This window comes from Mesorhizobium sp. WSM4845 (assembly GCF_055811455.1).
Genome location: NZ_JBVVQA010000001.1, coordinates 343,136 through 368,574, shown reverse-complemented (window position 1 = coordinate 368,574; position 25,439 = coordinate 343,136). Strand labels below are relative to the sequence as shown.

Here is a 25,439-nt window from a genome sequence, read left to right as displayed (position 1 = left end):
GACGCCCGCCGCTTACGGATCGCTTACGGCATCGCGGCGCCGATGCTGCAGCAGGACAGGCCGGCAGCGCGTCAGGCCGGCAAATCGCGGTCGACGGTCGCAATTTGGCGCCTTTCCGCGTTGTTTTTGATAGCATTACCCGATTGTGAATTCGGGCCGGGTTGAAGCCTCACCCCAAAAAGGCCATGCTTAACGTGGAAAAGATCGAGTCAACGGCGATCCCGCTGACGCGGGTATGGCTTCGACTGAAAGGAATATGATGCGGCAAGGATGTGCGCGCTGGCTGACAGGGCTGGCAATTGTGACGGGCATGGCGGTCTCCGGTCTGCCCGCCTATGCCAAAGAGACCACCGAGCCAGTCAATATCACGTCGTTCTCGGGGGCCTATCTTGCCGCGCGGGTCGCCGAAGGTGACAATGATCTCGACAGCGCCATCGCCTACTACAAGCAGGCGCTCGCCTTCGCTCCCGGTGACACCTCGTTGCAGCAAAGCCTGATGCTGTCGCTGATCGCGCAGGGGCGCTTCGAAGAATCCCTGGTCTATGCCGACAAGCTCAAGACGGTTCCCGACGTCGAGCGGTTCTCGCGCCTGGCGCTGGCCGTCGGCTCCTTTCACAAGAAGGACTTTTCCAAGGCCGAATACTGGCTCAAGCTTTCGCTCGAATCCGATCTCGACCGGCTGATCTCCGGTGTCATGACCGGCTGGGCCAAGCAGGGCGCCGGCGATCCCGGCGAGGCCATGGCCTCCATCGACAAGCTGCAGGGCCCGGACTGGTTCGGCCTGTTCAAATCCTTCCATCGCGGGCTGATCGCCGATGCCTCGGGCCTGCCCGAAAAGGCGGATGCGATCTACGCCGCCACCTTGCAGGACACCGCGACCGGCGCCGCCGCGCCCGAAACCTGGATGCGCAACGCGCAGGCCTATGCCTCCTTCCTTGCCCGCAAGGGTGACAAGGACAAGGCGCTGTCCGTGCTCGATCAGGCCGAGGCATTTGCACCCGGCAAGGTCGAGATATCGGCGCTTCGCGACAGGATCACCAAGGGCGAGAAGATCGAACCCTTCGTTGCCGGCCCGTCCGACGGCGCCTCGGAAATTCTGCTCGATCTCGCCACCGCGCTCAATCGCGGCGGCGGTGAGCCGTTCGTCCGCCTCTATCTGCAATACGCCCTGGCACTGAGGCCCGACAGCGACGCGGCCCTCGTCCAACTCGCCGCCGTCTCCGAGCAGTTGAAGGACGGCGAGGGCGCCATCGCCTTCTATCGCCGCATCCCGGCCAGTTCGCCGCTGAAGACGCTGTCGGAACTGCAGCTCGGCCTCAACCTTGCAGATCTCGACCGCTATGACGAGGCCATCGCCCATCTGAAGGCCCTCGTCGAAGCGCGCCCCGACGACATGCGCGCCTATCAGGCGCTCGGTGGCGTCTATGCCTCGAAGGAGGATTTCCGCTCCGCGGCCGGTCTCTATGACAAGGCGGTGGCGATGCTGAAGGCCCCGACCCGCGCCGATTGGAACATTTTCTACCAGCGCGGCATCGCCTATGAGCGACTGAAGGAGTGGCCGAAGGCCGAGCCGAATTTCCGCAAGGCGCTGGAATTGTTCCCCGACCAGCCGCAGGTTCTGAACTATCTTGGCTATTCCTGGGTGGACATGAACACCAACCTCGAGGAAGGCCTTCAGATGATCCAGAAGGCCGTCGAGCTCAGGCCGAGCGACGGCTACATCGTCGATTCGCTGGGCTGGGCCTATTTCCGCCTTGGCCGATTCGACGATGCGGTGCGCGAATTGGAACGTGCCGTTTCGTTGAAGCCGGAAGATCCGGTGCTCAACGATCACCTTGGCGATGCCTATTGGCGCGTCGGCCGCAAATTGGAAGCCACCTTCCAGTGGAACCAGGCTCGCGACCTCAAGCCGGATCCCGGCGTGCTCGCCGCCTTGCAGCAGAAACTGCTGAAGGGCCTGCCGCCGATCGAATCCAACACGGCGCAGGAAACCCCGAAGGTCAAGCCCGAACCGACGACTGCGCCAAAGGGCTGAATACTTCTGAATTCGATTATGCGGGGCTCGTCGCCGCTGTCGCTAAGGGTCTGGACCATAAGCTATGCTAATCGTGCGCGGTGCCGAGCACCGCTCGGAGCCCTGAGTCGTTCTGTTCCTCGATCCATCGGGTCGTACGGTCGTAGGCATCCGAAAACAACTCGGAATGCCGACTCCAATCCATGAAGCTGATCGTGTTGGAAACCTCCGGACAGATCAGGATATCCTCTTCGCTGACGGCAATGTCCTGCGGCCGGTGTGCCAGCATGCTCGAGGCAATGACCTGAAGCATACTGGGAACCCGAGGCAAGCGGGCACGACCGAAAGGGTTCAGCAAGGCCAATGCCAGTTCGGAAGCTCCGGGGATACGGTCATAGTCTATGTCGTATTTCTGCGGTGCACTCGACCCGAAGGTGACGATGACATTGGGTCCGGTCTTGAGCTCCTTCATCTGCTCCAGCGGCAAATTGTTCATAATAGCGCCGTCCACCAGCATATCGCCGTCATCCGTAAAGAACGGCGGCAGGACGCCCGGGATGGAGCCGGACGCCCGAACGGCGTGCCAGAGCTTTCCACGACGGTGGACATGAGGCTGACGGCTGCTCAGATTGGTCGAAAGCGCAAAGAACGGAAGCCAAAGATCCTCGATCAGAACGTCGCCGTATTCCAGCCGAAGGGCCCGATCAAACGCTTTGTGATCCAGAAGCGCGAAATGCGGCAAGGTGGGACGGCGAAACGCCCGGCTTTTGATAAATATGTTGTGGGTGCCTCGATCGATCTGGTCGGCATCCAAGCCTCTGGCGAAGCCGGCCATCATCGCCGCGCCGGAACTTGTCCCACCGAGATAGTCGAAGCAAGCGCCCGCCTCAACGAAAGCCTTGTAGACGCCCAAATGAGCGCTGCCGAGGGACCCACCCCCTGCCGCCACGAAGCCCAGTGCCTTGCCCGAAATAAATCGGACCAGGCGCTGGAAATCAGACGCGTCGTCCAGCGCAACATGATGATGCTGGTCAACATAGGGTCGCTCATCGAGCCATGCAGAGGTACCGGAGACCTCAGCCGAGCGAGTGTCGTGAATTAGGACAAGCCGACTGGTCGATGGCGGATGGACCGATAGCGTCAGTTCCTCAGACGGGTTCAGGCGAGGCGAGCAGGACGCGTTGGCCAGCAACAGGACGGCATCGGCCTGGCGAATGCAGACTTGGGTCCATTCATTAGGTTCCTCATCGGCAACATAGACGATGAATTGGGCTTCCGCCTCCAGTTCGTTCAACCAGTTAAGGATCGGCTGGTCGTCGATCGGAAGACCTGGGAACTTCGCTTGGATGTCAAGCCGGGAAACGAACCGAGCGCGCGTGGCCGCGCCGAACGCTTGCCGCAGGTGCTGGATGAACACCGGTGAGATGCGACTTCCGCCGGCTGCAATGATCGCAAGCGTTCGGATCTTGGCAGGTTCCTTGAGACGCGACGAACTCGGAGATTGGATGGCAAACCGGCGCGCCAGAAATACCGTGACCGCCTCCCTCAGGCTCGGCAATGTCTCGGCCGCCTTCTCGAAATGATTGCGACCGATTTCAAGGACGATCGAATCGCGCGCTGCAAGGACAGTGGCCATGCGGGGTAGTCCCGCGAAGAAACCGATTTCACCGATGAGTTCACCCTGTGCGATCTCGGCGACCGAGCCAGTCGAATCTCCTTTGTGTACCGTAAAGCGTCCAGACAGCACGATGAAAAACCTGTCCGACGCATCGCCTTCGCGTACCAGAACCTCACCGCGTCGCAGGACCCGACGGTCGGATTCGGCAGCTAAAGCCTCGAGCGCCAGCAACGACGCCCGATCGAACATCAATGTCGCCGACAATAAACTCGCTGCAAGAGAATCGACGGAGGACATCTGAGCCATCCCTTGGGAATTCATGACTTTTGTCTCCTCGAGGGTGCTGGACTCCCTGCCGGATGATACCACACATGAGAGCCGCCGAACGGCTGAGGCGCGGGACTGATCGCTGGGCGCTCTTATCTCTGGCTCCCAGGAAGGGCCACGATCAGGCCGCCACGTCCCTGCCGTTTCGCCGTATGTCACGCGTTAACTCACCCGATTGCCCTGCCTGCGGCCGGCCCCCTTGCCTTGACGCTTGCCGGTGGGCGCTCTAGGGAGGGCCGCATCCCCGTCTTTCCCGTCGAGGCCGCCGTGACAGTTGATATCCCAGCCCATATGCATCCCAGCCGCTCGTTCCAGGGGCTGATCCTGACTTTGCATAACTACTGGGCGGACTATGGCTGCGTCGTTCTCCAGCCCTATGACATGGAAGTCGGTGCCGGCACGTTCCACCCGGCGACGACCTTGCGCGCGCTGGGGCCAAAGCGCTGGAACGTGGCCTATGTGCAGCCTTCGCGCCGGCCCAAGGACGGGCGCTACGGCGAGAACCCGAACCGGCTGCAGCACTATTACCAGTACCAGGTGATCCTGAAGCCGAACCCGCCCAACCTGCAGGAACTGTATCTCGGCTCGCTGGCGGCGATCGGCGTCGATCCGCTTCTGCATGACATCCGCTTCGTCGAGGACGACTGGGAAAGCCCGACGCTCGGCGCCTGGGGGCTGGGCTGGGAGTGCTGGTGCGACGGCATGGAAGTGTCGCAGTTCACCTATTTCCAGCAGGTCTGCGGCATCGAATGCGCGCCGGTGGCGGGCGAGCTCACCTACGGGCTGGAGCGGCTGGCCATGTATGTGCAGGGCGTCGACAATGTCTACGACCTCAACTTCAACGGCCGCGACGGCGCCGACAAGGTGACCTATGGCGAGGTCTTCCTGCAGGCCGAGCAGGAATATTCGCGGCACAATTTCGAATTCGCCAATACCGCGATGCTGCTTCGGCATTTCGAAGACGCCGAAGCCGAGTGCAAGGCGCTGCTCGATGCCGGCGCGCCCCTCTCCCCGCTCGAGGGGGAGATGCCCGCGGAGCGGGCAGAGGGGGTCGCCTCAGAAGGCACCGCAAGCAAGGTCCCAGCGACTCCTTCCGCGTCTGGCCACCCCCTCAAGGGGGAGGGGAACCACCGTCTGGTATTTCCCGCCTACGACCAGTGCATCAAGGCCAGCCACGTCTTCAACCTGCTCGACGCGCGCGGCGTGATTTCCGTCACCGAGCGGCAGAGCTACATCTTGCGGGTGCGCAATCTGGCGAAAGCCTGCGGCGAGGCGTTTTTGCTGACGCAGGCAGGTGGTCTGGCGGCTTAGCTCCAGAGGCTGTTTGCGATTTCGACTGATACGCTGATTGGCGATACGCCTTGGCCGCTCGAGCCAGCCATTGTCCGCAGCGCTTGTCTAACGCCGGGCATCGTGAACGTGCCATGAGCCTGCGCCGCAAAACAGGCGCTGAGCGCGAGGATCTGCAGAAATGTCGATGCCGTCTTCATAGTCGTTCAGCCAATAGTTTTCTGCCTGAGCGTTGGTCGCTTCAGCGCTGCGTTCGGTTCATGGAGATCTTTGACCCAAGGACGGATGGTCCCGCTCTGGCCCGACAGGCAGCGGCATATTTTTGGCAATCGTCCGTGGATGCGCCGATTGCATGGGACCAGCCGAGTTGCTATGCCGCCTGGACCATTTCGCCGCGTGAGCACAATTTATGCCCGACCTGCTTTTAGAACTTCGTTCGGAAGAGATTCCCGCTCGCATGCAGCGCAAGGCGGCGGGCGACCTGAAGAAGATGATGACGGACGGTTTGGTCGAGGCCGGGCTGACCTATGAGGCGGCGCGCGAATATTGGACGCCGCGCCGGCTGGCGCTCGACATTCGCGGCGTGACCGCGCGCTCGAAGGACATAAGCGAGGAGATCAAGGGACCCTCGACCAAAGCGCCCGAACAGGCGGTCCAAGGTTTTCTGCGCAAGGCCGGTCTTTCCTCGATCGCCGAGGCGCATGTCCACGCCGATCCGAAGAAGGGCGACTTCTATGTCGCCCATATTGCGAAGCCGGGCCGGGCGGCCGAGACGATAATCGCTGAACTGGTGCCGGGCATCATCCGCGACTTTCCATGGCCGAAATCGATGCGCTGGGGGCCAGCCTCGGCGAAACCGGGATCGTTGCGCTGGGTGCGGCCGCTGCAGTCCATCCTCTGCACCTTCGGCCCGGAGACCGAGGAGCCGGTGGTCGTCGATTTCGAGATCGACGGCATCCGCTCGGGAAACATCACCTACGGCCATCGTTTTCACGCGCCGGGCGCCATCGGCGTGCGCCGTTTTGACGACTATGCCGCCAAGCTGGAGGCGGCGAAGGTTGTGCTCGACGCCGACCGGCGCAAGCAGATCATCCTTGCCGACGCCAGGAATCTCGCTTTCGCCAACGGGCTCAACCTTGTCGAGGACGAGGGGCTGCTTGAGGAAGTGTCAGGCCTGGTCGAATGGCCGGTCGTGCTGATGGGCGAATTCGAGCAGGACTTTCTCGCCATTCCGGCCGAGGTGATCCGACTGACCATCCGCGCCAACCAGAAGTGTTTTGTGACGCGGCCGCAGGGCGCCGGCGAGGAGCTTTCCAACCGCTTCATCCTGACCGCCAACATCGAGGCCAGCGACGGCGGCAAGGAGATCGCCCACGGCAACGGCAAGGTGGTACGCGCCCGCCTTTCCGACGCGCTCTATTTCTGGAAGACCGACCAGGGCGATTTGCCCGACCTCGACCAGTTGCAGGCATCGGCGGAAAAGTTCGGGCTCGATCTCAAAAAGCCGCTCGACCAGCGCATGGCCCGCCTCGACCATCTCGGCGTCACCTTCCACGCCAAGCTCGGCACGCAGGGTGAGCGGGTGGAGCGGATTGCCCAACTGGCTGAAGAATTGGCGCCGATAGTGGCGAGCGGAATCTCCCCCCTTGAGGGGGAGATGGCCGGCAGGCCAGAGGGGGTCGTTGCGCGTGGATCAGCGACCCCCTCTGTCGCCTTCGGCGACATCTCCCCCTCGAGGGGGGAGATTACCGCGCTGGCACGTCGCGCTGCCGTCCTGGCCAAGGCCGACCTCACCACCGAGGTGGTCGGCGAATTCCCGGAATTGCAGGGCGCCATGGGCCGCAAATACGCGCTGCTGCAGGGCGAGCATCCCTCGGTCGCCGCCGCCGTCGAGGAGCACTATAAGCCGCAGGGCCCGTCCGACCGCGTGCCGACCGATCCCGTATCTGTGGCCGTAGCGCTCGCCGACAAGCTCGACATGCTGGTCGGGTTCTGGGCGATTGACGAAAAACCGACCGGGTCAAAGGACCCCTATGCTCTCCGCCGCGCGGCGCTGGGGGTGGTGAGGATTCTAGTCGAGAACGGTATCCGCCTGGCGCTCATGCCCACCTTCGGAAGCGCCTATAAGTGGGCGAACTATCTCGACAAGAATGCGATTACAACGCTGGAAGGGAAGGCGGAGCAAATCTACCCTTCCGACCTCCTCGCTTTCTTCCACGATCGCCTGAAAGTTTATCTGCGCGACCAGGGCGCGCGGCATGATCTGATCGATGCGGTCATCACGCCGCGGTCCGACGATCTCCTGCAAATCGTTCGTCGCGTCCAAGCCCTAGGCTCTTTCCTCGACACCGAGGACGGCAAGAACCTGCTAGCCGGCACCAAGCGCGCGGCCAACATTTTGGCCGCCGAGGAGAAGAAGAAAACGACGATCGCCGAAAATGTTGAGCCGGCTCGATTCCGGGAAGAGGCCGAGAAATCGCTGTTTGCCGCGGTGAATCAGGCCGAGAAGGAAGCCGGCCAAGCGATTCACAACGAAGACTTTTCCGCCACCATGCTGGCGCTTAGCGCGTTGCGTGAACCGGTTGATTCATTCTTCGAACGCGTTCTTGTGAATGATGAGGACCAGGCCGTGCGCGCCAACCGCCTGGCGTTGCTGGCGCGCGTCCGGGCAGCGACCGACCAGGTCGCGGATTTCTCGAAAATCGCCGGCTGAGGCTTGGCAATTTAGGCGAGCGTCGTCCTGGCTGCGAACGGCTATCTGGCCTGGTCGATCTCGGGGATGGGCGTTGGTTGCGGTGTTGCGGGCTCGGGCGGGCTGTTCGTTGCGGTAATTTTTTTGTCGGATTTCGTGGCCGCCGCAGGTGCTGCGGCAGCGGTTGTCGCGGCAGGTGCGGGGCTGGGCGCCGGTGTTGCGAAGGCGTCGCCGACGATGCCGCCGCGAATGATCATCGGGCTTTGCGTGAAATCATGCTTGGGCTTGGGCTGGCTCGGGATCGCAGAAACTTTTTCATAGGTGACATCGGGCACTGGTTCGCCGAGCGCCACGATCGATGGCGTCGAGGAGTTGCCAGCCACCTTCGCCGGTTCAGGCGCACCGAGGCTGACGACGGACGGGGTCGAGGATGGTGCAGCAGGAACAACGAAGGATGAAGCCTGTGCTGTGCCCGCCGCCAGAGTGAGGCCAAGCGCCCCCAGGATACACACCCAGACCATGATAGCTCCCCTTGCCCAACAAGCCGGCACCATAGCGTCCGGGAATTGATGCGGGCTTGCCAGGAAAGCTGGCATTTTAGCTATTGGCAATTCGCTTCCGCCCGGACTTGCCCCGTGAACGTCACCGTATTACGCACCGACATCCGTAAGGTCCCGCTTCTGTAAGGTGATGAGAGTGGCTGAGATACTTGCCGCCGGCGAGGCGATGGAGCGGGCGCTGGCGCTGCTCGAAGGGGGCGATGTCGTCGCCATTCCGACCGAAACCGTCTACGGGCTGGCCGCCGATGCCACCAATGGTGTTGGCGTGGCGCGCATCTTCGAGGTCAAGGGCCGGCCGCGCTTCAATCCGCTGATAGCTCATGTCGCCGATCTGGCGATGGCCGATCGCATCGCGCTGTTCGATCCCGTGTCGAAAAGGCTGGCGCAGACATTCTGGCCGGGACCGCTGACGCTGGTGCTGCCGCAGCGGCCCGGCAACGGCATTCATCCGCTGGTCACCGCCGGGCTCGATACGGTCGCGCTGCGCATGCCGAAAGGCTTTGGTGGCCAGCTGATCGCCAGGCTCGGACGCCCGCTTGCAGCGCCCAGCGCCAATTCCTCAGGCAGGATCAGCCCGACGACGGCCGAGGCCGTGGCCGCCGATCTCGGTCCAAAAATCAAGCTGGTGGTCGATGGCGGCGCGACGTCGGTCGGGGTCGAATCGACAATCGTGAAGATAGAGGGCGGAAAGCTGCGGCTGCTGCGGCCGGGCGGCATTGCCGCCGAAGAGATCGAAGCGACCGCCGGCATGAAGCTGCTGCGCGGCGCGGCGGGCATCGAGGCCCCGGGCATGCTCGCCTCGCATTACGCGCCGGGTGCTGCAGTGCGGATCAACGCCGCAAAAGTCGCAAAGGGCGAAGCCTTGCTGGCGTTCGGCCCGCGCCGCGCCGAAGGCTGGCAAGGCGCAGCCGCCTTGCGCAACCTGTCAGAGACCGGCGACCTGCGCGAGGCCGCGGCCAACCTCTTTGCCCATATGCAGGATCTCGATCGCAGCGGCGCCAAGACAATCGCCGTCGAGCCGATCCCCTCCGACGGGCTGGGCGAGGCGATCAACGACCGGCTTTCGCGTGCCGCCGCCCCTCGTGACAAGATCGATTGAGCACCATAGTTTCCTATCCATGAACGACATCTCCCGGGATATCGACCCCGCCCTCATCGACCGCTTTGCGGCAATCGTCGGCGATAAATATGCGCATCGCGACCAGCAGGATATCGCGCCTTACCTCACGGAGAGGCGCGGCCTGTGGCATGGCCGGACGGCGCTGGTGCTGAGGCCCGGCAGCGTCGACGAGGTCAGCCGCATCATGCAGCTGGCAACCGAGACGGGAACGCCGGTCGTGCCGCAAAGCGGCAACACCGGGCTGGTCGGCGCGCAGGTGCCGGACACGTCCGGCCGCCAGATCGTGCTGTCGCTGTCGCGGCTGAACCGCATCCGCGAGATCGACGTTCGATCCAACACGGTCACCGTCGAGGCCGGGGTCATCCTGCAGACGCTGCAGGAAGCGGCCGATGCCGCCGACCGGCTGTTTCCGCTGTCGCTTGCCGCGCAAGGCTCCTGCCAGATCGGCGGCAATCTCTCTTCCAATGCCGGCGGCACCGGCGTTCTCGCCTATGGCAATGCGCGTGAGCTGTGCCTCGGCGTCGAAGTGGTGCTGCCGACCGGCGAGGTGTTCGACGATCTGCGCAAGCTGAAGAAGGACAACACCGGTTACGATCTGAAGAACCTGTTCATCGGCGCGGAAGGCACGCTCGGCGTCATCACCGCCGCCGTGCTCAAGCTTTTCCCAAAGCCCAAGGGACGCGAAGTGGCCTTTGCCGGCCTGTCGTCACCTGAGGCGGCACTGTCCCTGTTCAGCCTGGCGATGGATCGCGCCGGTGCGGCGCTCACTGCTTTCGAGCTGATCGGCCAGAGGCCCTACGATTTTACGCTGCTGCACGCGCCAGGCGTCGTGCGGCCGCTGTCCGGCGATTGGCCATGGTATGTGCTGATGCAGATCTCTTCGGGCCGCTCGGCGCAGGATGCCAGGGCCCTGATCGAAGAGGTGCTCTCAGCCGGCCTCGAGCAGGAGATCGTCGGCGATGCGGTGATTGCGGCGAGCATCGCGCAGGGCGATGCCTTCTGGAATTTCCGCGAGCTGCTGCCCGAGGCGCAGAAGCCCGAAGGCGCCTCGATCAAGCACGACATCTCTGTGCCGGTGGCGGCCATCCCGCAGTTCATCGAAGAGGCGGCCGGCGCCGTTCAATCAGTCAGCCCCGGTGCGCGCGAGGTGTGTTTCGGCCACATGGGCGACGGCAATCTCCACTACAACATCTCCCGGCCGATCGGCGGCGATGACGAAGCATTTCTCGGGCTCTATCACGCCATGAACAAGGCCGTGCACGATGTGGTGCGCAGCCTTCACGGCTCGATCTCGGCCGAGCACGGCATTGGCCAGCTGAAGCGGGATGAATTGATCGCGACAGCGCCGCCGATGGCGATCGAACTGATGCGCAGGGTGAAGACGGCCTTCGACCCGGCCGGCATCATGAATCCCGGTAAGGTTATCTGATCCTTTCGCCGTCTTGTGAATGGTTGCATTCCGATAACCATCCCCTCGAGATCAGCAAAATTTAACCGACTTTCTTAAGCGCTGCGATAAGAAGCCCGCGCTAATGTTTCCCCACAACGAGGCTGGAAAAACCGGCCCGGAGAACCGGAAGACCGGCTCTCAGGAGAGACAGGAAAGGCACGATATGAACACTGGACTGAAGCCAGTCTGGGCTGGGCGCAATATGCGCCTCGACCCACTCCGCCTGCCGCAGGTGGTGAGCTACGCGACGCGCGACGACTATGGCGACGTTACCTTCACCATCGACCATCGTGGCGCCGTCATTCGCCGCGTGCTGGAGACGAGCGGCCTGCCGGCGTTCATCGCTCTGCCCGCCAATGCGTTTCGTGGCGTGGCAGCCCGCGCAATGGAGGACCCGGACGGCAATGTCACGGTGACGCTGGAGCTTCTGCACAATGATCCGATGCTGTCGGTGCCGCTGCTGGTGGCCGACGATCTCGAGGATGTCGCCGCCGACTGGCGCGCCTGGTCCGATGCCTACCGTCTGCCGATGCTTCTGATCGAATCCGACGGCATCGCCCGCACCCTGGAGGAATCGCTTGGCGTCGCCATCAAGACATTACCCGCGCAGGACCGTCGCAGGGGTCGGCTTTCGACCATGCGTCGTCCGCGCTTCCTCGCCCGCCGCAGGGCCGGCGCCCTCGGCCTCAGGCTGGTGATCGGCGGCCAGGAGATTATTTCGCGCGACGAATAGAGCGAGCGCTTTCCCTTCTCCCCGAAGGTGGCCACGAAGCGGCCGAATGAGGGGTATTCCAGGAAACGCGAACGCCTCATTTGTTCCAACACCCCTCAACCGTCTCGGCGCTACGCGCCGATCCACCTTCTCCCACAAGGGGCCCACAAGGGGAGAAGGAAAAAAGCCGCTACACCAGCGGCTTCAGCGCCACCCACAACGCACCGCCGATCAGGCCGAGGAAGACCAGCCAGCCGACCTGGTTGTTCGACCTGAACAGAAGCATGCACTGGTCGGGATCGTCGATGTCGAGCACGGTGATCTGCCGCGCCATATGGGCGCTGGCGGCGACCAGCCCGGCCAGCGCCGGCACCGGCGCCTGCGCCGCCGCGAAGGCGATGGCGAAGCAGACCAGCGCTCCGCCATAAAACCCGACGAGCCAGGTCTTGGTGTTGTCGCCGAACAGGCGTGCGGTCGAGCGCACGCCGACGATGGCGTCGTCTTCCTTGTCCTGATGCGCATAGATCGTGTCGTAGCCGATTACCCACAGGATCGAGCCGATATAGAGCATGACGGCCGGGCCATCGAGATTGCCGAACTCGACCGCCCATCCCATCAGCGCACCCCAGGAAAAGGCAAGGCCGAGAACCAGTTGCGGCCAATTGGTGAATCGCTTCATGAACGGGTAGATGGCGACGACGGCGAGCGAGCAGATGCCGAGCAGGACGGCAAAGCTGTTGAACTGCAGAAGCACGGCGAGTCCAATCAGTGCCTGGATCACGAGAAACGCCCAGGCCTGCCGGCGCGTGACCTTTCCCGCCGGCAGCGGCCGCGAGCGCGTGCGTTCCACCTGGTTGTCGATGTCCTGGTCGACCAGATCGTTGTAGGTGCAGCCGGCGCCGCGCATGGCGACGGCGCCGATCAGGAACAGCACGAGATACCATGGCGCCGGCAGCAGCGAGAGCAGGGGATCAGTAGGGCGTGGATAGGCACTCGCGGCAAGGGCTGCCGACCACCAGCACGGCCACAGCAGCAACTGCCAGCCGATCGGCCGGTCCCACCGGGCAAGCTGCGCATGGGGCCACAGCCAGCGTGGCAGAATGCGGTAGACCCAGTGGCCGCTCGGCGCATCGGCGACGCGGCCCTGGGCTGCTTTCGACTGGATGGGTTCCATCGTGCTGAAGTGGCAGCAGCGGCGAACGCCGTCAAGCGTCAAGCGGGCCGAACCATTCCCCGTTCCCGTGTGGAATTGCGCTCAAAGTCTGCCAAATGTCTTGACCCATCGTACGGGGCGCAATAGCGCAGTCCTGATCGTGGAATGGCAAGGGACCTGGGCATGCGCGTATTGTTGATCGGCTCCGGCGGCCGCGAACATGCCTTGGCCTGGAAGATCGCGGCCTCGCCGCTGCTGACCAAGCTCTACGCGGCGCCCGGCAACCCCGGCATCGGCCGCGAAGCCGAACTGGTGACGCTCGACATTGCCGATCATGCGGCGGTGGCCCGGTTCTGCACGGAGAAAAAGATCGACCTCGTCGTGGTCGGGCCGGAAGGGCCGCTGGTCGCCGGCATTGCCGACGACCTTCGCGCTAAAAAAATTCGCGTCTTCGGCCCGTCCAGGGCGGCGGCGCGGCTGGAAGGTTCTAAGGGTTTCACCAAGGATCTCTGTGCGAAATACGACATCCCGACCGCCGCCTATGGCCGCTTCGGCGATCTGGCGTCGGCCAGGGCCTATGTCGAAAAGACGGGCGCGCCGATCGTCATCAAGGCCGACGGCCTCGCCGCCGGCAAGGGCGTTACCGTCGCCATGAATTTGGCCGAGGCGCTTTCAGCGCTCGATGCCTGTTTCGACGGGTCCTTCGGACAGGCCGGCGCGGAGGTGGTAGTCGAGGAGTTTCTCACCGGCGAGGAGGCGAGCTTCTTTTGCCTGTGCGACGGCGTCACCGCGCTGCCGTTCGGCACCGCGCAGGACCACAAGCGCCTCGGTGACGGCGACGTCGGTCCGAACACCGGGGGCATGGGGGCCTATTCGCCGGCCCCGGTGATGACCCCGGAGATGATCGACCGCACCATGCGCGAGATCATCGAGCCGACCATGCGCGGCATGGCCGAGCTTGGCGCGCCGTTTTCCGGCGTGCTGTTTGCCGGGCTGATGATATCAGGCGATGGGCCGAAGCTGATCGAATACAACACCCGTTTCGGCGATCCGGAATGCCAGGTGCTGATGATGCGGCTGAAGGACGATCTCCTGGTCCTGCTCAACGCTGCCGCCGACGGCCAGCTTGCACATACCTCAGTGCGCTGGCGCAACGAGGCGGCGCTCACCGTGGTGATGGCGGCAAGGGGTTACCCCGGCACCCCGGAAAAGGGCTCGGTCATACGCGGCGTCGAACAGGCCGCGGGCGAAGGCGTCGAGATCTTTCATGCCGGCACCGCCATCGACAGCGGCGCGCTGGTCGCGAATGGCGGCCGTGTGCTCGGTGTCACGGCGACCGGCGGCACGGTCGGCGAGGCGCAGCGACGAGCCTACGCGGCGCTCGATCGGATCGATTGGCCGCAAGGATTCTGCCGCCGCGACATCGGCTGGCAGGCCGTGGCCCGCGAGCAGGCGCGCTGACGTATAAGATTAGCGGGGGCAAGATTAACGGGGGCGACGATCCAATTCGGTCGACGCAGTGCTGACCGGATCGGTGGGCGCGGCTTCAACGGCCGATGCGGAGGGCTTTTCCTTTCGCAGCCACCCCAGATAGTCGGCGATCCGGCGCGGAAGACGCAGCGCTGTCCCTACGGCAGGCATTTGCAAGCTGCCGCGGAACTTGGCCCAGCCCGCGCCGAACATGGCGACCATTTCGGTGAAGCTCGGCGGCGGCGCCACGGTCGCATAGGTAAGGGTGACATTGCCGGCAAGGCCGGCCGCCCGCGAGAGTGGCAGCGGTATCGAGGCGAGGTAATCCGGCTGCGCGTCGATCAGGCCGCCGAACGGCCATTGCGCGCGCAAGGCGGCGGCATCCATCGGTGCGACATTGACGTCGATGTCGTTCGGCGTGCCAGCCACCCGGTAAGGGCAGCGGAACCGGCCGCAATTGGCTTTTGCCGAAAACTGCCAGAGTGCGTAGCCTTGCCAGTTGCCCATCGGAAAATGCACGCCGATGTCGGGCTTGTAGCGCGCATACCAGAGCGGCAGCCGCGACAGGAGCCGGTATTTGTACCTGTTGTCGGCGATGTGCTTGGCGGTCTTGCCGTTGGTGTAGAGCACCGGAAAACGGCCAATACGCCGATGCACATGGCGCACGAACTCCTCTGCATCCTCAAGCGACATCCATTTCGTCGGGTCGTCATCCTCGATGTCGAGGGCGAGCAGGTCGTCCGGACCAGGTTTCGCGAAATTGATAAAATTATTGGCCTGTCCCACTGGGTTGCCGGGTCGGGCGAGGTGATAAGCGCCCCATTTCAGGCCGAGCGCCTTGGCCACCACCTTGCGCGTCTGGAACAGTTCCTGTGCCACCGCATGGCGCTTCCACAGCGCCTTGCAGAGCCGCGTCGCGGTCTCGTCGCCGAAACAGAAATACGCTGGTGGCATCCCGTCGGACGCCTTGTTGATGAAGCCGACGATGCGCTTGTCGGTGGCAAGCTCGGTCCAATCGATGGGATTGTATTCGTAGGCGTCGATCACCAGCGCCCGGTCGGCATTCTTCCAGGGCGCGGAGAAGTCCGAGGCTTGTGCCGGCGCCAACGCCATTGCCGTCGCGGTCGCGACGGCAAGGAGTCCTGGGCGGCGAAGAGGGTGCGCCGGCGGCTTCAAACAGCAGATCCTTGCTGGCCAAAGCCTGATCCTGAACCGCCATGGTTAAGGAAATACTTTCGGCGGCCCGCGGCGACCGCCGCAATCGTGCCGGGGATGGCTTTGCTGGTCATCAACGGAGGGCGAGCGGGTGGAACGGGTCGGGCGCCGGCGCTTGCGGCAGCGTCCCCTCAGTCTGGCGCTTGCGGTGATGGGCCAGCGAGCATTGCGGCGAACACAGGATGCCGCGATCCGACCAATAGGCGGCGCCGTCCTCGATCTTGCCCCGATGGTGCCAAAAACCTGCCGCTCGATAGGGCAGGCCGCATTCGGTGCAGCGATAGGCGTCAGGTCTGGCGAGCACGGGCGGTCCCCTCCGGTATTCTTGATCCGTCGCCGGTCGACTTGTCCGGCTTTTTGCGGATTTTAGCGTGAACAATTCCAATTGCAAAATCTGCGTGACAAAATTTGACGTTTACGTAAAAAGAATATGGAGAGGCGGCCCAAAAGCGGATGGTCTTGTGTCGGCACGGATCTTAAGTTCGCTTGCCGGACAGAGGAGGAGCGAGCGGCATGTACCGGGCATCAGTCGAGGAAATCGCCTTCACGCTGAAGCATGTGGCTGGCTTGAAGCCGGCGCTTGACGCCGGCACTTTTGGCGACCTTGGCGAAGACCTCGTCGACGCCATTCTGGCGGAAGCCGGCCGCTTTGCCAGCGAAGAGGTCGCGCCGCTCTACAAGATCGGCGATGAGCAAGGCGCGGTGCTGAGCGGCGCTGCCGTCACCATGCCGCCCGGCTGGAAGGAACTTTATCGCCGCTGGATCGACGGCGGCTGGAACGCTCTGTCAGCGCCGGAGGAATTCGGCGGCCAGGCGCTGCCGACCATGCTGGGCGTCGCCGCGCTCGAAATGTGGAACTCCGCCGCCATGGCCTTCGGCATCGGCCCGACGCTGACCATGGGCGCGGTCGAAGCGCTCGACATGCATGCCTCACCGGCACTGAAGGCCAAATACCTGGGAAAGCTCGTCTCAGGCGAATGGATGGGCACGATGAATCTGACCGAGCCGCAGGCCGGCTCGGATCTGAACGCCTTGCGCGCCCGCGCCGAGCAGGCCGGCGACGGCACCTATCGCATCTTCGGCCAGAAGATTTTCATCACTTATGGCGAGCACAATCTTACCGACAACATCATCCATCTGGTGCTGGCGCGGCTGCCGGACGCGCCGGCCGGCACGCGCGGCCTTTCGCTGTTCCTGGTGCCGAAATTCCTTGTCGGCGACGATGGCGCGCTCGGCGCACGCAACGACGTCTTCTGCTCAGGGCTGGAGCACAAATTGGGCATCCACGCCTCGCCGACATGCACCATGATCTATGGCGACGGTTTCGAAGGGACCGCCCCCGGCGCGATCGGCTGGCTGATCGGCGAGGAAAACAAGGGCCTCGCCTGCATGTTCACCATGATGAACAATGCGCGGCTCGCCGTCGGCATGCAGGGCGTTGCAGTCGCCGAGACGGCCACGCAGAAGGCGCTCGCCTACGCCAATGACCGCCGGCAAGGCAAGGCCGCGAGCTATAATGGCAACGGCATGGCGCCGATCGTCCATCACCCCGACGTGCAGCGCAATCTCCTGACCATGAAGGCGCTGACCCAGATTGCGCGCGCCATCAGCTATTCCTGCGCGCATGCCATCGACCATGCGCGCGTATCCTTCGGCGATGAAGCCATCCATTGGCAGGAACGCGCCAATCTGCTGACGCCGCTGGCCAAGGCCTTTTCCACCGATGTAGGCGTCGAGGTCGCCTCGCTCGGGCTGCAGGTTCATGGCGGCATGGGATACATCGAGGAGACGGGCGCAGCTGCACTTTATCGCGACGCGCGCATCGCGCCGATCTACGAAGGCACCAACGGCATCCAGGCCATAGACCTGGTGGCGCGCAAGCTGCCGCTTGGCGAAGGCGAGCATGTACATGGTTACATCGCCGAGCTGAAAGCCGTCGCCAATCAAGTGCGGATTTCGAACCTTCGAGGTTTTGGCCGCACCGCCGACGGCCTAGACCAGGCGCTCGACGAGCTCGGCCAGGCGACGCGCTTCCTGCAAGGGCTGCTCGCCGACGGCCGCCCGGATGCGGCGCTGGCCGGCGCGACGCCATATCTGAGGCTGATCTCGCTGGCGGCGGGCGGCGCCTATCTGGCGCGCGGCGCGCTTGCCGACCAAAGCCGCATCGCCCTTTGCCGCTTCTTCGCCGAAAACCAGCTTGGCGAGGTGGGCGCGCTGAAGGAGCGCGTCGTTGGCGGCGCCGACAGCCTTGCCGCTGCCGGCCAGACACTGATTTCTGCCTGACAGCCACCGGGTTGACGTTTCACAAAGCCCGGCGTCTCACAAAGGATCACCCGTGACAGACCATATCCTCGTCGAGCGCCAGGGCGCCATCCAGATCATCCGCATCAACCGTCCGGACAAGAAGAACGCCTTGACACGGGCCATGTATGCGAAAATGTCCAAAGCCCTTGCCGAGGGCGACGCCGATCCGGCGATCCGCGTCCATGTCTTCCTCGGTGTTCCAGGCGCCTTCTCATCCGGCAACGACCTTGCCGATTTCATGGTCGTCGCCACCGGCGGCGACGGCGGCGCCGAAGTCTGGGATTTCCTGATGGCGCTGGCCAGGGCGGAAAAACCGATGATCTCCGGCGTAGACGGCATTGCGGTCGGCATCGGCACAACGCTCAACCTGCATTGCGACCTGACCTTCGCCACGCCGCGCACACTATTCCGCACGCCGTTCGTCGATCTCGGCCTGGTCCCCGAGGCGGGGTCGAGCCTGCTTGCGCCGCAGATTCTCGGCCGGCAAGGCGCCTTCGCGCTGCTTGGCCTCGGCGAAGGCTTTTCGGCCGAGCGGGCGAAAGCGGCCGGGCTGATCTACGCGGTGGTCGAGGAGAACGAGCTCGAATCCGCCGTGCTTGCCGCTGCCGGGCAGATCGCGGCCAAGCCGCCGCAAGCGCTGAAGATCGCGCGTGACCTGATGCGCGGTTCGCGTGAAGACCTCATTGCCCGCATCGGCCAGGAAAGTGAGCATTTTCGGGCGCGGCTCACATCCGACGAGGCCCGCGCCGCCTTGATGGCCTTCATGACCAGGAAGAAGGGCTAGCTGGCGCTACTAGAGTCTAGCATATGTCATGCACATGCATTACATTGTCTGCTGGCGAAGGAGACTGCCATGCCGTCGAACGCACTGGTCCAGACCCGAATTGACGCTGAGGTGAAGGAACGCGCCACGGCGGTTCTGGAAAACATGGGGCTCACGGTTTCCGATGCCGTCCGCATTTTGTTGACGCGCACCGCGAATGAGGGCGCCTTGCCGCTCGAACTCGTCAGCAACAGTGACGCCCACGATGCCTGGTTCCGGGCGAAAGTTCTGCAGGCGATCGAGGATACCCGGCCGGACGTTGAAGACGCCGACGCCGAAACCCATTTTGCTGGACGGCGGGCGGCAGCGCTTCGCAAGGCGGAGGCAGGTGAGTCTTGAGGCTGGTTTGGGCGCGGTTTGCGCTCTCCGATCGCGACGACATCTTCACGTATATCGAAGCCGAAAACCCCAGAGCCGCCGTTCACGTCGACCAGCAGATCGTTTTTGCGACTCACCGTCTCATCGACTTTCCGGAAAGCGGGCGACCCGGCCGGATCGCCGGCACGCGCGAACTTGTCGCCGCTTATGCCGTAGTGGCCGACACGGTTCGCATCCTCCGCATCCTGCATGGCGCCCAGATGTGGCCGGACGAAATAGCGACGGAGTAGTCTCCGTTGAAGATCAGGAACGCGCCAGCGGACGATCATTTCCGCGACTTGACGTATTTTCCGACAACAGCGGCTACATCACGGTCACTGGCAAAGTCGCCGCGCTCGACGTCGGCCAATCCGGCTTCTATCTCGGCGAGTTGCCATTCCTCACGGGCCACGAAGTCCTCGATAGCCTGCGCGGCCACATAGGAGCGCGAGCGGTCGAGCTTTTCGGCAAGCTGGTCAAGCCTCTTTGCGGTTTCGTCCGGGACACGCACGGTAAAAGCCGTCATAGAAAGAACCTTTCATGTTGGTTCACTATGACTATTGGTGAACCAAGGTGGTTCGGCAAGATTGCCCTAGGCTCCTTGGTGAAGCTGCTTAAGGGCCAGCCGCTCAGGGATAAAGCCTTGTCTTGTCCCAGCCGCCCCCAGCGCTGCGCGAGAAGACAATGCGGTCGTGCAGCCGGAAAGGCCGGTCGTGCCAGAACTCGATCGTCTGCGGCACGATGCGGAAGCCTGACCAGTGTTTCGGCCGTGGGATCTCGCCGATCGCATGGCGCGCCGTGTATTCGGCAACGGCCTTTTCCAGTGCGAAGCGGCTCTCCAGCGGCCGCGACTGTTTCGACGCCCATGCCCCGATGCGGCTGCCGCGCGGACGTGTCGCGTAATACGCGTCCGCTTCCGCCTCGGTAACGATCTCCACCGGCCCCCGTGCACGCACCTGCCGGCGCAGCGATTTCCAGTGAAAGCACATCGCCGCCTTCATGCTGCCAAGAATCTCGCGGCCTTTGGCGCTCTCGAAATTCGTGTAGAACACAAATCCGCTTTCATCGAACCCCTTGAGCAGCACCATCCGCACATTCGGCATGCCCTCGGCATCGACGGTCGCCAGGGCCACGCCGTTGGGATCGTTGATCTCACTCTTCGTCGCGTCGTCAAGCCATGCGGCAAACAGGCGGAATGGCTCCGCAGCCTCGGCAAAGTCACCGCTTGTTAACTCAGTTTCGCTCATAGTTTTTCCAAATTTTATTGCCGGCCGGGGGAGATTGCCGATTGTCGCGCATCGCGCAACTTTTTGACAGCAGGCAATGGCGCCTTATTGCTTCCGCCAGCGCGCAAATTGCGGTCAAGGCCGCCGCGATCGTGCTGGTCGCCTTGCCGCTTGCCGCTTGCGGTGCTGGCGGCTTCAGTTTGGAGCAGGCGGAGGTCGACCGTACGATCCTCACCAGCAGCACGCCTGCCTCTGCCATGCCGATCGACCAGGATCGCGCCTCGGACCAGGCGACGATCCGCAACGCGGTGTCTTCAGCCGATATCCAGGAACTTGCCGGTCAGGCCGTTCCCTGGGCGAATTCCGATACCGGTTCGCGCGGCTCGATCACCGAACTGGCGGAGTCCAGGGACAACGGCCAGCTTTGCCGTCGCTTCACCGCCTCACGCGAAAGCTTCGACGGCGTCGCCCTGTTCAAGGGCGAGGTGTGCCTGGCCGGCGCCGGCGCCTGGCAGATGCAGGACTTCAAGGCGCTCTGATTTTCCGCCATCATATGACCGTAAGCTACTGGAATTTCTTCCTATGCGAGCGCATATAGATGGCAATCATGGACTCACTCCTTCTCCAGGGCAGGAAGCATGCGCGACCCCTATGAGGTGCTGGGCGTTGCCAAGAACGCATCGGCCAAGGATATAAAATCGGCGTACCGCAAACTCGCCAAGGAGTATCATCCGGACCAGAATCCGGATCCCAAGGCGAAGGAGCGGTTTGCCGCCGCCAACCAGGCTTACGAGATCGTTGGCGACGAGAAGAACCGGGCGGCTTTCGATCGCGGCGAGATCGATGCCGAGGGCAAGCCGCGCTTTCAAGGCTTCGAGGGCGCCGCCGGCAGCGCCGATCCGTTCGCCGGTTTTCGCCGGCAGCAAGGGCCGGGCGGCTCGCGTTTCGAGTTTCGCTCAGGCCGACCGAGCGGCGATCCGTTCGACGGCAGCAGCGACATTTTCAGCCAGATTTTCGGCGAGACCTTCTCTCGCGGCGCCGGCCCGCAGGCGCCGTCCGGCGCCGACCTGAACGTGACGCTCGACATCACCATCGAAGAAGCGGCGACTGCCGAGAAGGTAACGGCGATGTTCCCCGACGGGCGCAAGGTCGCCGTCAAGCTGCCAGCCTATGTCGAGGACGGCCAGACCATCCGGCTGAAAGGCCAGGGCGAGCAAGGGCCGGGGCAACCGGGCGATGCGCTGGTCAAGATCCGCTTCCGGCGGCATCCGCGCTACCGTGTCGAAGGCCGCGACCTTCACGCCGACCTGCCGGTTGCGCTGGCGGATGCCGTGCTGGGTGCCAAGGTGGCGGTCGAAACGCCGACAGGCAAGGTTGCAGTCAATATTCCCGCCTGGTCGAGCTCGGACAAGGTCCTGCGGCTGAAGGGCAGGGGCCTGCCGGAAAAAGTCGGCGGTCACGGTGATCTCTACGCGCATGTGCGGCTGATGCTGCCTGAGGGTGGCGACAGCGATCTCGAAGCGTTGATGCGCAACCGCAAACGCTAGCCTGGCGCGTCAAAGCCGCGCTACGCCGCAAACGCTCCCGTCTCACCTGTCCGTTTTGACCGACTGCAGGGCTCAGCCACATTCCGCGACATCGCTCGATGGCCTCCCGGAACATGTCCGGCTCGCGCCAGGCAGGTGAGTCGCTTGTCGCCGGAGCGTTTTCTTATGCGTGGGCGGAATAAACCCGCGGCCGCCCCGTTTCCAACCCGTTGGTCGACTAGCGAAATTGCCCGTCAAACAAATAGCAACGAAGGAGCGCGTCGGATTTGCTGGGTCATGCGTTATCGAGTTTGGAAAGTGCGTTCGGAGAAATCCGGGCTATGTATCGAAACGACAGGCTCAGCAGGGTTTTCGCGCTGATACTAATATGCCTGAATATCTTCGTCATCACCGTTCCATTCGCGATCGAGGCGCTTCGATCAGCCGGAATTTCACGTTACGACCTGCCTGCGCGTCTTAACATCAGCAGGGATGGATCGCTGCCCGAGATGTTCAACTACGGGCAGGCCGCGCTTTGCGCCCTGTTTCTGTTCGGCATCTGGCTTCGAACCAGGGAGCATATGTTTCTTGCCTGGTCGCTGATTTTCGGTTTTGTCACGCTCGACGACGCCGCCCGTTTCCATGAGCGGGGCGGCCTGCTGCTGTCAGCGACATTCGACCTCGTCTCGCTGCCGGGCATGCGGGCTCGCGACACCGGGGAAATCATCACCTGGTCGGTGGTCGCGCTCGGCCTGCTGGCGCCGCTGCTGTGGTCATTCTGGCAAAGCAGACCGAGGCAACAAGCCCTCGGATCGGTGTTTTTGCTGCTGTTCGCGTGTCTTGTGGGCTTTGCCGTGGCGGTGGACATGCTGCACTTCCTGACTGGCTCGAAGCTCGTTGGCTACGCGGAAGACGGCGGCGAGATGCTGTCGATTGCCGTCGCCTGTTGCAGTGCGTTCATCCTCTATCGCGGGCTGGGGCGTTATGCGGATCTTCAGGCATTGGATCCGAGCCTGCCGTTCTCGAAGCGGACATAACCGAATTGCTGAAACGGCCGCGCGAACAGAAGGAATAAGTTTGGCTCCGAGCCGTTACCTCCCGGGGACCAACCCTGGAGGATGCAGTCGTTTCCGCCCGTTCCAACGCGCAGGTTCTGGCGTCGTTCAGGACACCAGGAGGTGAAGCCGAAGCCTGGTATGCCGGCGAAACCTTGCCGCTGGCGCGCCCTTCACCTCGCCCGGCCACTGATGGTCTTCCTGTGCGGCGCTTCGCCAGCGGCCAACGCGGTCGTGCCGGGCACCGACGCCAATGTCGTCACAGCAATCGACGTCTCGGACTCGATCGGCCGATATGAGGAATGGCTCCAGCAGGCCGGGCTCGTGCGGGCGCTCGTCCACCCCGACTTCCTGCGCGCCGCCACCGCCGGCCCGCGGCGTCGGATCGGGTTCGCCGTCTTCACATGGTCAAGCGATGGCAAGTTCGACCTGTTGGTGCCCTGGACCGTCATCGACTCGGCCGAGGACGCCGCGCGCGTGTCTCAGGCGCTCGCTTCGGTGACGCTCATCGACCGAACCCATTACGGAGGCGGCGATATGAAGCAAGACGGCAACGCTGATCCCGCAGCGATGCACGATCGTCTGACAGACATGTCGGAGGCGATCGCCCTTGCTTCGCTCCTGTTGACGTCATCGCCGCACGCGACGGAGCGCGCGGTCATGAACATCTGCGCCAACGGAACCGACAATTTCGAGGGCGGAACAGAATCCTCACGAGACGCGGCGCTGGCGCAAGGGACATCTCGGATGCGAAAGACGCCGGTGAATTCATGACCAGGAAACTTGTTCGCGACCTGTTGGCGTCCGCGCCGGCAGATGCGCCTCGTTTCAGGATAGAGTGACCGCTTCGATGCACAACTACTCTTGCAGAACTGCTGCACGACATGGCGTGGCGTCTTTTCGTCAATTCTCGCTTGAGCGTGCCACAAGCGCTTCGCCCAGGCAATCGATACTCAGGTCGGAAGGTCAGCCGGCGGGCACTGTCCGTTTTGAGCGCTTGAAGGGGCTCTGTGCCTGTGCGATAGCCACTCACGAAGCAGCAAATCTTGCGGAGAGCGCTCACATGGCGGGTGGACAAGGCATTATGGCCGGCAAGCGCGGGCTTGTCCTGGGCGTCGCGAACAATCGGTCGATCGCCTATGGCATCGCCAAGGCCTGCGTCGACCATGGCGCCGAGATCGCGCTGACCTACCAGGGCGAGGCGTTCAAGAAGCGCGTCGAGCCGCTGGCGGCGGAACTCAACGCCCATGTCGCCGGCCATTGCGATGTGACCGATCCGACAACGCTCGATGCGGTATTCGACGACATCGCCAAGCGTTGGGGCAAGCTCGATTTCCTCGTCCACGCCATCGCCTTTTCCGACAAGGACGAGCTGACAGGCCGCTATGTCGAGACGACGCGCGACAATTTCCTGCGCACGATGGACATCTCGGTGTTTTCCTTCACCACCATCGCCAAGCGCGCCGAGGCGCTGATGACCGATGGCGGCTCGCTGCTGACGTTGACTTATTACGGTGCGGAAAAAGTGATGCCGCACTACAACGTCATGGGTGTTGCCAAGGCAGCGCTCGAAGCCAGCGTGCGCTATCTGGCCGTCGACCTCGGCGCCAAGAAAATCCGCGTCAACGCCATCTCCGCCGGTCCGATCAAGACGCTGGCAGCCTCCGGCATCGGCGATTTTCGCTACATCCTGAAGTGGAACGAATACAATTCGCCGCTAAAGCAGACGGTGACGCAAGAGGAGGTCGGCGATTCAGCGGTCTATTTCCTTTCAAACCTTTCACGCGGCGTCACCGGCGAGGTCCACCATGTCGATTCCGGCTACCATGTCGTCGGCATGAAGGCGGTCGACGCGCCTGATATTTCGACCGTCAAGGAATAGACCCGCCTCGAATACCCTCTCGCCTGTTCTCGACCGCTCTCCGGATGACCTGATGTATCCGCTCGTCTACATCGCGCGCCATGGCCAGACGGTGTGGAACGCCGAGTCCCGGCTGCAAGGACAGGCCGACACCGATCTCAACCCGCTCGGCCGCGAGCAGGCGACCGGCAATGGCCATCGGCTGGCGGAACTCGTTCAAAACCCCGAAGATTTCGATTTTGTCGCCAGCCCGATGCGGCGAACGCGTGAGACCATGGAACGCATTCGCATGGCGATGGGGCTCGATCCCCAAGCTTACCGCACCGATCCCCGCCTTGTCGAAATGAGTTTCGGCGACTGGCAGGGTTTCACCTTTCCCGAACTTGAGGCCCGGCATCTCGGCTCGGCCAGGGAGAGGCGCCTCGACAAGTGGAATTTCCTGCCGCCCGGCGAGGGCGCCGAAAGCTATCAAATGCTGCTCGAACGGGTAAAGCCGTGGTTCGACGCGCTGGACCGCCGGACGGTCTGCGTGACGCATGGCGGCGTCGTGCGCGTCCTGTTCCGCATGGTGCTGGGAATGCCCGAGAAAGAAGCCGCAAGGCTGAATGTGCCGCACGATCGGTTGCTCAGGCTGGAGGGCCGACGCCTGGAGTGGCTCTAATGCAC

Annotated in this window: 24 protein-coding genes; 17 read left to right on the top strand and 7 right to left on the bottom strand. The window is 63.3% G+C overall.

Annotation, left to right across the window (positions count from 1 at the left end; translation table 11 throughout):
• Positions 1 to 259 precede the first annotated feature (259 nt).
• The gene (locus tag AC0L2C_RS01680; RefSeq protein WP_287280164.1) at positions 260 to 2,035 is read left to right on the top strand and encodes a tetratricopeptide repeat protein; all 1,776 of its coding nucleotides are present in this window, start codon (positions 260 to 262) and stop codon (positions 2,033 to 2,035) included.
• A 67-nt stretch (positions 2,036 to 2,102) separates the two neighbouring features.
• Here the strand turns inward: AC0L2C_RS01680 and AC0L2C_RS01675 are convergent, their stop codons facing one another.
• Positions 2,103 to 3,929, bottom strand: a complete 1,827-nt coding sequence (locus AC0L2C_RS01675) for a patatin-like phospholipase family protein (protein WP_473522557.1) — start codon at positions 3,927 to 3,929, stop codon at positions 2,103 to 2,105.
• 297 nt (positions 3,930 to 4,226) lie between these two features.
• On the opposite strand from AC0L2C_RS01675, the gene AC0L2C_RS01670 reads away from it, so the two are divergent.
• Together AC0L2C_RS01670 and glyS are read left to right on the top strand one after the other, a co-directional pair.
• Positions 4,227 to 5,270 carry a glycine--tRNA ligase subunit alpha gene (locus tag AC0L2C_RS01670; RefSeq protein ID WP_473522556.1) on the top strand — a complete coding sequence of 348 codons (1,044 nt, stop codon included), beginning with the start codon at positions 4,227 to 4,229 and terminating at the stop codon, positions 5,268 to 5,270.
• A 388-nt stretch (positions 5,271 to 5,658) separates the two neighbouring features.
• Positions 5,659 to 7,962, top strand: coding sequence for a glycine--tRNA ligase subunit beta (gene glyS, locus AC0L2C_RS01665; protein ID WP_473522555.1), 2,304 nt, complete (start codon positions 5,659 to 5,661; stop codon positions 7,960 to 7,962).
• A 41-nt stretch (positions 7,963 to 8,003) separates the two neighbouring features.
• Here glyS and AC0L2C_RS01660 read toward each other — a convergent pair whose 3' ends face one another.
• A complete protein-coding gene (locus tag AC0L2C_RS01660; RefSeq protein ID WP_473522554.1) occupies positions 8,004 to 8,537 on the bottom strand; it encodes a hypothetical protein in 534 nt (177 codons plus the stop codon).
• A 100-nt stretch (positions 8,538 to 8,637) separates the two neighbouring features.
• On the opposite strand from AC0L2C_RS01660, the gene AC0L2C_RS01655 reads away from it, so the two are divergent.
• The 3 genes from AC0L2C_RS01655 (at position 8,638) to AC0L2C_RS01645 (ending at position 11,804) form a co-directional block, all read left to right on the top strand.
• Positions 8,638 to 9,600, top strand: coding sequence for an L-threonylcarbamoyladenylate synthase (locus AC0L2C_RS01655; protein WP_473522553.1), 963 nt, complete (start codon positions 8,638 to 8,640; stop codon positions 9,598 to 9,600).
• Positions 9,601 to 9,619: 19 nt separating this feature from the next.
• A complete protein-coding gene (locus tag AC0L2C_RS01650) occupies positions 9,620 to 11,050 on the top strand; it encodes an FAD-binding oxidoreductase (RefSeq protein WP_473522552.1) in 1,431 nt (476 codons plus the stop codon).
• A 184-nt stretch (positions 11,051 to 11,234) separates the two neighbouring features.
• Complete coding sequence (locus AC0L2C_RS01645; RefSeq protein WP_473522551.1) at positions 11,235 to 11,804, top strand: DUF6101 family protein; 570 nt, start codon at positions 11,235 to 11,237, stop codon at positions 11,802 to 11,804.
• Positions 11,805 to 11,973: 169 nt separating this feature from the next.
• Here the strand turns inward: AC0L2C_RS01645 and ubiA are convergent, their stop codons facing one another.
• The gene (gene ubiA, locus AC0L2C_RS01640; protein WP_473522607.1) at positions 11,974 to 12,957 is read right to left on the bottom strand and encodes a 4-hydroxybenzoate octaprenyltransferase; all 984 of its coding nucleotides are present in this window, start codon (positions 12,955 to 12,957) and stop codon (positions 11,974 to 11,976) included.
• 162 nt (positions 12,958 to 13,119) lie between these two features.
• Here ubiA and purD point away from each other — a divergent pair, with 162 nt between their 5' ends.
• A complete protein-coding gene (purD, locus tag AC0L2C_RS01635; protein WP_473522550.1) occupies positions 13,120 to 14,397 on the top strand; it encodes a phosphoribosylamine--glycine ligase in 1,278 nt (425 codons plus the stop codon).
• A 24-nt stretch (positions 14,398 to 14,421) separates the two neighbouring features.
• Here purD and AC0L2C_RS01630 read toward each other — a convergent pair whose 3' ends face one another.
• Both AC0L2C_RS01630 and AC0L2C_RS01625 read right to left on the bottom strand, forming a co-directional pair.
• Complete coding sequence (locus AC0L2C_RS01630) at positions 14,422 to 15,519, bottom strand: glycoside hydrolase family 25 protein (RefSeq protein ID WP_287288272.1); 1,098 nt, start codon at positions 15,517 to 15,519, stop codon at positions 14,422 to 14,424.
• 175 nt (positions 15,520 to 15,694) lie between these two features.
• Positions 15,695 to 15,925 carry a hypothetical protein gene (locus tag AC0L2C_RS01625; RefSeq protein WP_473522549.1) on the bottom strand — a complete coding sequence of 77 codons (231 nt, stop codon included), beginning with the start codon at positions 15,923 to 15,925 and terminating at the stop codon, positions 15,695 to 15,697.
• 209 nt (positions 15,926 to 16,134) lie between these two features.
• Between AC0L2C_RS01625 and AC0L2C_RS01620 the strand changes: the two genes are divergently transcribed.
• From AC0L2C_RS01620 to AC0L2C_RS01605, 4 genes are all read left to right on the top strand, one after another.
• The gene (locus AC0L2C_RS01620) at positions 16,135 to 17,904 is read left to right on the top strand and encodes an acyl-CoA dehydrogenase (protein WP_473522548.1); all 1,770 of its coding nucleotides are present in this window, start codon (positions 16,135 to 16,137) and stop codon (positions 17,902 to 17,904) included.
• A gap of 52 nt (positions 17,905 to 17,956) precedes the next feature.
• Positions 17,957 to 18,709, top strand: a complete 753-nt coding sequence (locus AC0L2C_RS01615) for a crotonase/enoyl-CoA hydratase family protein (protein WP_473522547.1) — start codon at positions 17,957 to 17,959, stop codon at positions 18,707 to 18,709.
• A 69-nt stretch (positions 18,710 to 18,778) separates the two neighbouring features.
• Positions 18,779 to 19,087, top strand: coding sequence for a type II toxin-antitoxin system RelB/DinJ family antitoxin (locus AC0L2C_RS01610; protein ID WP_128167692.1), 309 nt, complete (start codon positions 18,779 to 18,781; stop codon positions 19,085 to 19,087).
• A complete protein-coding gene (locus tag AC0L2C_RS01605) occupies positions 19,084 to 19,356 on the top strand; it encodes a type II toxin-antitoxin system RelE/ParE family toxin (RefSeq protein ID WP_473522546.1) in 273 nt (90 codons plus the stop codon). Before AC0L2C_RS01610 ends, AC0L2C_RS01605 begins: the two co-directional genes overlap by 4 nt.
• A 35-nt stretch (positions 19,357 to 19,391) precedes the next feature.
• Here AC0L2C_RS01605 and AC0L2C_RS01600 read toward each other — a convergent pair whose 3' ends face one another.
• Both AC0L2C_RS01600 and pdxH read right to left on the bottom strand, forming a co-directional pair.
• Positions 19,392 to 19,631 (bottom strand): CopG family ribbon-helix-helix protein, encoded by a 240-nt coding sequence (locus AC0L2C_RS01600; protein WP_128172024.1) that lies wholly within the window; start codon positions 19,629 to 19,631, stop codon positions 19,392 to 19,394.
• Between the two features lie 103 nt (positions 19,632 to 19,734).
• A complete protein-coding gene (gene pdxH / locus AC0L2C_RS01595; protein WP_128167689.1) occupies positions 19,735 to 20,352 on the bottom strand; it encodes a pyridoxamine 5'-phosphate oxidase in 618 nt (205 codons plus the stop codon).
• Between the two features lie 41 nt (positions 20,353 to 20,393).
• Between pdxH and AC0L2C_RS01590 the strand changes: the two genes are divergently transcribed.
• The 6 genes from AC0L2C_RS01590 (at position 20,394) to AC0L2C_RS01565 (ending at position 25,434) form a co-directional block, all read left to right on the top strand.
• On the top strand, positions 20,394 to 20,870 hold the full coding sequence (locus tag AC0L2C_RS01590; protein ID WP_128167688.1) for an RT0821/Lpp0805 family surface protein: 477 nt from the start codon (positions 20,394 to 20,396) through the stop codon (positions 20,868 to 20,870).
• Between the two features lie 99 nt (positions 20,871 to 20,969).
• Positions 20,970 to 21,878 carry a DnaJ C-terminal domain-containing protein gene (locus AC0L2C_RS01585; RefSeq protein WP_473522545.1) on the top strand — a complete coding sequence of 303 codons (909 nt, stop codon included), beginning with the start codon at positions 20,970 to 20,972 and terminating at the stop codon, positions 21,876 to 21,878.
• 266 nt (positions 21,879 to 22,144) lie between these two features.
• Positions 22,145 to 22,894 carry a hypothetical protein gene (locus AC0L2C_RS01580; protein WP_473522544.1) on the top strand — a complete coding sequence of 250 codons (750 nt, stop codon included), beginning with the start codon at positions 22,145 to 22,147 and terminating at the stop codon, positions 22,892 to 22,894.
• Positions 22,895 to 23,035: 141 nt separating this feature from the next.
• On the top strand, positions 23,036 to 23,686 hold the full coding sequence (locus AC0L2C_RS01575) for a DUF1194 domain-containing protein (RefSeq protein WP_473522543.1): 651 nt from the start codon (positions 23,036 to 23,038) through the stop codon (positions 23,684 to 23,686).
• A gap of 289 nt (positions 23,687 to 23,975) precedes the next feature.
• Positions 23,976 to 24,794, top strand: a complete 819-nt coding sequence (gene fabI, locus AC0L2C_RS01570; protein ID WP_091596015.1) for an enoyl-ACP reductase FabI — start codon at positions 23,976 to 23,978, stop codon at positions 24,792 to 24,794.
• 52 nt (positions 24,795 to 24,846) lie between these two features.
• The gene (locus tag AC0L2C_RS01565; protein WP_128172028.1) at positions 24,847 to 25,434 is read left to right on the top strand and encodes a histidine phosphatase family protein; all 588 of its coding nucleotides are present in this window, start codon (positions 24,847 to 24,849) and stop codon (positions 25,432 to 25,434) included.
• Positions 25,435 to 25,439: the final 5 nt, after the last annotated feature.

Coding starts and splice junctions, on each gene's coding strand:
- AC0L2C_RS01680 (WP_287280164.1), top strand. CDS start 260: ATGCGGCAAGGATGTGCGCGCTGGCTGACAGGGCTGGCAATTGTGACG.
- AC0L2C_RS01675 (WP_473522557.1), bottom strand. CDS start 3,929: ATGTCCTCCGTCGATTCTCTTGCAGCGAGTTTATTGTCGGCGACATTG.
- glyS (WP_473522555.1), top strand. CDS start 5,659: ATGCCCGACCTGCTTTTAGAACTTCGTTCGGAAGAGATTCCCGCTCGC.
- AC0L2C_RS01660 (WP_473522554.1), bottom strand. CDS start 8,537: ATGCCAGCTTTCCTGGCAAGCCCGCATCAATTCCCGGACGCTATGGTG.
- AC0L2C_RS01650 (WP_473522552.1), top strand. CDS start 9,620: ATGAACGACATCTCCCGGGATATCGACCCCGCCCTCATCGACCGCTTT.
- AC0L2C_RS01645 (WP_473522551.1), top strand. CDS start 11,235: ATGAACACTGGACTGAAGCCAGTCTGGGCTGGGCGCAATATGCGCCTC.
- ubiA (WP_473522607.1), bottom strand. CDS start 12,957: ATGGAACCCATCCAGTCGAAAGCAGCCCAGGGCCGCGTCGCCGATGCG.
- purD (WP_473522550.1), top strand. CDS start 13,120: ATGCGCGTATTGTTGATCGGCTCCGGCGGCCGCGAACATGCCTTGGCC.
- AC0L2C_RS01630 (WP_287288272.1), bottom strand. CDS start 15,519: ATGGCGTTGGCGCCGGCACAAGCCTCGGACTTCTCCGCGCCCTGGAAG.
- AC0L2C_RS01620 (WP_473522548.1), top strand. CDS start 16,135: ATGTACCGGGCATCAGTCGAGGAAATCGCCTTCACGCTGAAGCATGTG.
- AC0L2C_RS01610 (WP_128167692.1), top strand. CDS start 18,779: ATGCCGTCGAACGCACTGGTCCAGACCCGAATTGACGCTGAGGTGAAG.
- AC0L2C_RS01600 (WP_128172024.1), bottom strand. CDS start 19,631: ATGACGGCTTTTACCGTGCGTGTCCCGGACGAAACCGCAAAGAGGCTT.
- pdxH (WP_128167689.1), bottom strand. CDS start 20,352: ATGAGCGAAACTGAGTTAACAAGCGGTGACTTTGCCGAGGCTGCGGAG.
- AC0L2C_RS01585 (WP_473522545.1), top strand. CDS start 20,970: ATGCGCGACCCCTATGAGGTGCTGGGCGTTGCCAAGAACGCATCGGCC.
- fabI (WP_091596015.1), top strand. CDS start 23,976: ATGGCGGGTGGACAAGGCATTATGGCCGGCAAGCGCGGGCTTGTCCTG.
- AC0L2C_RS01565 (WP_128172028.1), top strand. CDS start 24,847: ATGTATCCGCTCGTCTACATCGCGCGCCATGGCCAGACGGTGTGGAAC.